General features: G+C 63.0%; 3 protein-coding genes and 3 pseudogenes. 3 read left to right on the forward strand and 3 right to left on the reverse strand.

The window, feature by feature from the left end; all coding sequences use genetic code 11:
* Positions 1 to 557 precede the first annotated feature (557 nt).
* Together ABT254_RS46355 and ABT254_RS46360 are read left to right on the forward strand one after the other, a co-directional pair.
* A complete protein-coding gene (locus ABT254_RS46355) occupies positions 558 to 1,652 on the forward strand; it encodes a ComEC/Rec2 family competence protein (protein WP_351483743.1) in 1,095 nt (364 codons plus the stop codon).
* On the forward strand, positions 1,649 to 2,416 hold the full coding sequence (locus ABT254_RS46360; protein ID WP_351483744.1) for a hypothetical protein: 768 nt from the start codon (positions 1,649 to 1,651) through the stop codon (positions 2,414 to 2,416). Before ABT254_RS46355 ends, ABT254_RS46360 begins: the two co-directional genes overlap by 4 nt.
* A gap of 119 nt (positions 2,417 to 2,535) precedes the next feature.
* Here ABT254_RS46360 and ABT254_RS46365 read toward each other — a convergent pair.
* From ABT254_RS46365 to ABT254_RS46375, 3 genes and pseudogenes are all read right to left on the reverse strand, one after another.
* Positions 2,536 to 2,652, reverse strand: a pseudogene (locus ABT254_RS46365) (IS5/IS1182 family transposase); the annotation flags it as partial.
* A gap of 107 nt (positions 2,653 to 2,759) precedes the next feature.
* Positions 2,760 to 4,541 carry a reverse transcriptase/maturase family protein gene (locus tag ABT254_RS46370; protein WP_351483745.1) on the reverse strand — a complete coding sequence of 594 codons (1,782 nt, stop codon included), beginning with the start codon at positions 4,539 to 4,541 and terminating at the stop codon, positions 2,760 to 2,762.
* A 532-nt stretch (positions 4,542 to 5,073) separates the two neighbouring features.
* Positions 5,074 to 5,765 (reverse strand): annotated as a pseudogene (locus tag ABT254_RS46375) (IS5 family transposase); the annotation flags it as partial.
* Positions 5,766 to 5,814: 49 nt separating this feature from the next.
* Here ABT254_RS46375 and ABT254_RS46380 point away from each other — a divergent pair.
* A pseudogene (locus tag ABT254_RS46380) lies at positions 5,815 to 5,906 on the forward strand (transposase family protein); the annotation flags it as partial.

The following is a 5,906-nucleotide window of genomic DNA, read 5'->3' on the forward strand; positions in this document are numbered from 1 at the left end:
GAGACGACACCCGGGCCCTCAGCCTGCCCGCCCTCCACCACCGACAACAAAATGGGCCGCCGACTTCGTCGACGGCCCACCACGAAAGTTCGAGGTTAGCGCGTCCCGGTTCAGCGGGGTCCTACGTATCGCACGTCGGCCTGGTTCAACTGATCAAGAACTTTATGGCTGGACTTAGCTACGCCAATTGCAGTAGTTGGGACGGGCATTCCGGACTACCGATCCATTTACTGAAGGCCACAGGGGGCGTAACTAACTGTAATCACGTAATCTCTGTGCGCCTGGGGGGCGGTTCCGAGCTGGGCCTTTGCCGTGGACCTTGGCTCTCGCGTGGGCGGCGGGATTGAAACACGGACGGTCACTACGCATCAGAATTGATCACAAACGGTCACACCAGAGTGGTGGTCTATTCCCTTTGCCTACCCAAGGTTTGACGGAGCGTAAGGAACTGATGGACTGCCAGGGTTACTCTGCGTTGGTAGTTGGCCGAAGGCACGGGGGTGCGACGGCCGTCCTTTGTGTGATGCGCCAAAGCGCCTGGAAGCCAAGGAACCAACGTGGGATACGAGATCGATTTTCTCCCTGTGGGGGAGGAGTCCAAGGGCGGCGATGCCATTGTCCTCCGGTACGGGAACCTCCATGGGAAGCGTGAGGAACAGACCGTCATCGTGATCGACGGCGGGTACACCGAGTGCGGTGACGCCCTCGTCGAGCACATCAAGGAGCGCTACGGCACTGACCGGCTCGACTACGTCATCTCGACGCACACCGACCAGGACCACATCTGCGGTTTGAAGACCGTGCTGGAGGAGCTGCGGGTTCGGAAGCTCTGGATGCACCTGCCCTGGGACCACTCAGAGGAGATGGAGCGCGCGCGGACTTCAAGCCACTGGCGGAACAAGCTGAACGATCCAGCCCGCCGGATGCTGGAGGCCGCGACGGAGCTGGAGGCCCTGGCGCAGGAGCAGGGCGTCGAGGTGGTCGAGCCGTTCGCCGGCATGAGCACCAAGGACGGCGTCTTCAATGTACTTGGGCCGACTGAGGCGTACTACGAGGAGCTCCTGAGAGAGCTCGTGGGGCAGGTCGCCAAGTCGGCCGCGCAGCAAGCGCTCGAGAACTTCATGCGGAAGATGCTGGAGGCCGCGAAGAAGTTGGTCCCGGAGACCTGGTGGGACGAGACCTTGCGGAACGACGGCACAACCACACCCACCAACAACGCCAGCGTGGTCTCACTGCTAGAGGTCGACGACAGGAAGCTGTTGCTGACCGGCGACGCTGGAATTCCGGCCCTCACGCATGTCCTTAACGGTCTTGAGGAGAATGGATTCACCCCCGGTGACCTGCGGTTCGTGCAGGTGCCACACCACGGGAGCCGGAACAACGTCGGCCCGGCTGTGCTTGACCGCTTGCTGGGCTCGACGGTGGAGGGTGTGACGCGTGGCGTGGCGTACGTCTCGGCCCCGAAGAAGAACCCGGAGAACCGGCACCCGGCGAAGAAGGTGACAAATGCCTTCAGGCGGCGTGGCTATCCCGTCCACGGCACACAAGGGGTGTCTCTCTTGCACTACTACAACGCTCCCGAGCGCTCGGGTTACGGCCCGTCAGAGCCCATCCCGTTCCATTACACGGTCGAGGATGACGGGGGCGCGTGAGCGTGCTGATCCTCGATGACTACGAGCGCCGGGCACGACTTGTGCCCGGCCTGCTCGCAATCCTTCCGTTCGTTGTTCTCTTCGCGGTACTTGGGCTGCGCCAGATTCCGGCTATTTCCTACGTTCTCGGAATTCTCGCGGTTGCGGGCGTGGGTCCTGTCGTGATCGCCGGAGTAGTTCGCAACTTCGGAAAAGGCGCTGAACGGCGGCTGTGGAAGAGTTGGGGCGGACCGCCAACGACTACGTGGCTGAGGTTGGACTCACCAACTGAAAACGAAGTACAACGCACCATGTGGCGGAAAGCAGTTGAGGCTGTTTCTGGCGTGCCTTTGCCCTCGCTACGTGCCGAACGCCGAGATGCGGTCAAGGCGGACACTGTTATCGAGACAGCGGTAACACGCGTGCGCCGAAAAACTGGGGAGGAGAAGTTCCCTTTCCTCTTCAATGAGAATCGGAACTATGGCTACGAGCGCAACCTTTACGGAGTGCGCTGGGCTGCAAGAGGGGTGAGTCTTCTATCTGCGCTTGCCTTGGCGGGCTACATGGCGTGGGTCGCGCCGTTGGTGCATCGGCCGCAGGTCTCTGCTGGGAACCTGTTCGGTATCGTGGCATGCCTCATTTGCTTCGTCGCCTGGTTCATCCTGCCGTCTAAGAAGCGAGTGAAAGATGCTGCCGACCGCTACGCCAATGAGTTGCTTCACGCGGCAGTGACGTTGCAAGAGGAGTCCGAAGCTCCTGATCAAAACGCAAGTACTGCGTCGTGAAAAACCGCCCCGCTCGCTTATTGCCTCCTGCTGCACTCGACCTGCCGTGGACGCTCGTGGAATGGGTGACCGTGCTCGGCGTCGCTGGGGAGGGCTACCGGCGCTGCTAAGACGTCATTTCACTTGGCCAGTCGGCGGTGACATATGAGGGTCGCGGCGATGGCTGTGAAGGCAAGGAAGTGTTCCGGCTTGCGCTCGTAGCGGCGGTGCAGGCGGCGGCAGCCAGACAGCCAGGACGTTGGGTCGGCCGCGTGGCGAGGTGTCTGCCGTGGCAGCTCCTTTTCCTCGCGGCCTCCCGCCGAACCGGGCTTGACGCTTTCGCTATCACCCGGCTCTCCAGTGATCACGGCGTGAATGATCTGGCTGCCTGTGCCTCGTGGATGCGATCGTGGCAGGTGTCGCAGGCCACGACCGTTTTGCGGCGCCGGTCGAGCATGACGCGCGCCCAGTCGGACGGCGGCCATCCGGCATGAGCGAGGTCGGCAAGGGCGCGGATGTGATGCACCGTGACATCACCAGTGCTCCCGCAGATCTCGCAGGTGTCCGCCAAGAGCCGCGTGACCAGCTCTTTATGCGGATAGTCCACCCAGACGGGCCGGCGGTCCACAATCTTCGCCGACCGCTGTCGATATAGGGGGATTCCTCCGAACCGTGCCACCAGCGGCTTCCTATGCTCCCGCTCGATTCGGGCCTCGAAACAAGTTCGGAGACCGTGGTCCGTGTCGATTCTGGTCTTGTGCTTGGCGGCCATCTTCGGCACGGTCGAACGGTGCTTTGCTGCAAGGGTCTTGAGCATGGATGTCTCCATGACCCAGCGCAGGCGGTGCAGCCGGGAGACATCCCCGGCGAGCAGGTAGTACTGGACGATGCCCCGGTAAACGGCCCCGAACGTGGCAACGATCGCGTGATCGGTGCTGTTGACGAGGTCCTTTCGCTTCGCGGGCTTTCCGCGGGCGAGATAGGGCACGCATTTGGATTTGATCACGTCCCGGGGGACACGGAGAGCGATCTGTCCGTTGACGCGTCGGTAACGGCCGGTCTTCTTCGTGTCGTTGTGCTGGACCGTGATCTCATAGCCGAGGAACCTCGCTGCCCCGGTACGGGCATGAGTGATCAGCGTCTTCTCCTGGGAGAGTTCCAGCTTGAGTTCATCATGCAGGAACGCTGCCAGGCGTTGCTTGATCTGCTCGGCCTCGACTCTTGGTCCGGTGAAACCAAGGAGATGATCGTCCGCGTAGCGGGTGTAACGCAGTCTCCGGTAGTGCGGATCATTCGGGTCCGCACTCGGCAGGCTGGTCATCCGTCGACGCACGGCACGAGCCAAAGGCCGGTCGCCGTGTTGACGGACTGTCCGCAGCAGACTCTGTAACTCCAAATACGCCGGGTTGCGGGCCCGACGTTCCCCTCGGGTGTACTCCGGAATCAGTACTGTCTCTACGAACTCGTCCAACTTGTGCAGGTAAATGTTGGACAGGATCGGGGAGGCCACTCCGCCTTGCGGTGCCCCGGAGAGCGTGGCTCCCCACCTCCAGTCCTCCAGGTATCCGGCTGTCAGCATGTTCCGCACCAGCCGCAGAAACCGCTGGTCACGGATCTTCTCGCCGAGGATCGTCAGCAGGACCTGGTGGTCCAGACTGCCGAAGCAATCGGCGATGTCGCCCTCGATGAACCAGGCTGTCCCGGTCCAGGTGTGGGACACCTCCCGCAAAGCGGTATGGCAGCCACGGCGGGGGCGAAATCCGTGCGAGCGGTCGGAGAACGTCGGCTCGTAATGCGCTTCCAGCAGGAGGCGCACGACTTCGCCAACGAGCTTGTCCGACCAGGTCGGTAGCCCCAGCGGACGCGTCTTCCCATTGCTCTTCGGGATATGGACGCGCCGGACCGGACGGAAGCGGTATCGCTCGTGGCGCATCGCCTCAATTATCCGGGCTATCTTCCGCTGTGACATGCCGTCCACGGTTTCCGGCGTGACCCCGGGTGTCATCGCGCCATGGTTGGCGTAGATACGTCCGTAGGCCAACAGATACAACTGCGGGTTGAACAGCTGTCGATACAGTTCACTGCACGGCAGACCACGCCTGCCGCGTTCACGCAGGACACCCAGCACCGTTGCGGCGCTCTGCATTTCGCATACCTCCCGGATCCTCGGGTGTCCGAACCACCTGGTCCCCTTCGCCCTGCGGACGGCTTTCCCGTCCTCCCTGGCCGGGCGTTGCTCCGGCGACTACTACGGGACCTCCGTCGCCATAGGACTCGCGTCCCGTAGGCGATCCCACGTTCGTCTCTGCTGTACGTCATAGCGCGACGTAGGCGTCCCACTCATCTCCTTGAATGCCCTCGCTGGGCATCGCTCCGCGCTCCGGAGGTGCACCGGCCAACGATAGAAACCTGGTGCAGAACGCGGCGCCGGTTACAGCTGTCTTTCCGGCGGATGGGAACTTGCATCTGCTGGAGATTGGGCTTCAAACAATTCAGTCTTCGCCATATCGCGCGGGCCACCCAGCACACCGTCCCCGACAACTGAGCCCGGTCACTGGTTTACTGACATGCTTTTGTCCCATCAGCCTTTCGACATCAGGTAAGTCATTGGCCCAGGAACCTCCTTCCGAGTTCCTCCCGGCTCAGCCGGGGATACAAACAGAGCGCCTCGTGGCGCACACAGTCCGCTCCACCACCCAGCGGTGCCGACCCAGCCGCTGGGACGACTCGATGCCCTTGCGGGCAAGGCGGTGCCGGATGCCGCGGGAAGCGAGCCATCGCCGCAGGTGGTGGTAGTCGTATCCCTTGTCACCGTGCAGCTTGGCGGGCCGTCGGCGTCGCGGGCCGCGAGGGGAGCGAATGGGTGGGATGCCGCGGACCAGCGGGATGAGGGCCTGGCTGTCATGGAGGTTCGCGGCGGAGATGCCGATCGACAGCGGCAGGCCCCGGCGATCGACGATCAGGTGGATTTTCGATCCGTTCTTGCCGCGGTCGGTCGGATTCGGTCCCGTCAGCTGCCCCCTTTGAGGGCACGGACGCTGACGGAGTCGATCGCGCACCGCGACCAGTCCAGATCGCCGCGGGCACCAAGTTCGTCGAGAACCAGGCGGTGGAGCTTGGCCCACACCCGGGCCTCCGTCCACTCGGTGAACCGGCGGAAGGCCGTCACGCCCGACAGTCCGAAGCCTGGTGGCAGTTGGTTCCAGGTGCAGCCTGAGGTGGCCACGAAGATGATGGCAGCCAGTACCTCGCGGTCCCCTCGCCGCCGGTGCCCTCCACCCTGAGGGCGGATCGGCGCCGGCGGGACCACACGCTGGAACAACGTCCACAGCTCTTCCGGCGCCATCCGCTCGACAAGCGCAGCAGTCATCACCCCAGCCTGCCAAAAGATCACACCAACTGAAATGGCGTCTAAATAGCTCCGTCCGTCCCAGCGTCGATGGCGGCGACGCTGGTGTACCTGCGCGAGCACACCTCCCTGGCGAGGATCGCTGGCGGGTTCGGGATCAGC

The organism is Streptomyces sp. NPDC001137 (assembly GCF_040298885.1).
Classification (GTDB): Bacteria; Actinomycetota; Actinomycetes; order Streptomycetales; family Streptomycetaceae; genus Streptomyces.

What these genes read in the sequence shown, in the direction of transcription:
- ABT254_RS46370 (WP_351483745.1), bottom strand. Translation starts at nt 4,541, where the DNA reads ATGCAGAGCGCCGCAACGGTGCTGGGTGTCCTGCGTGAACGCGGCAGG.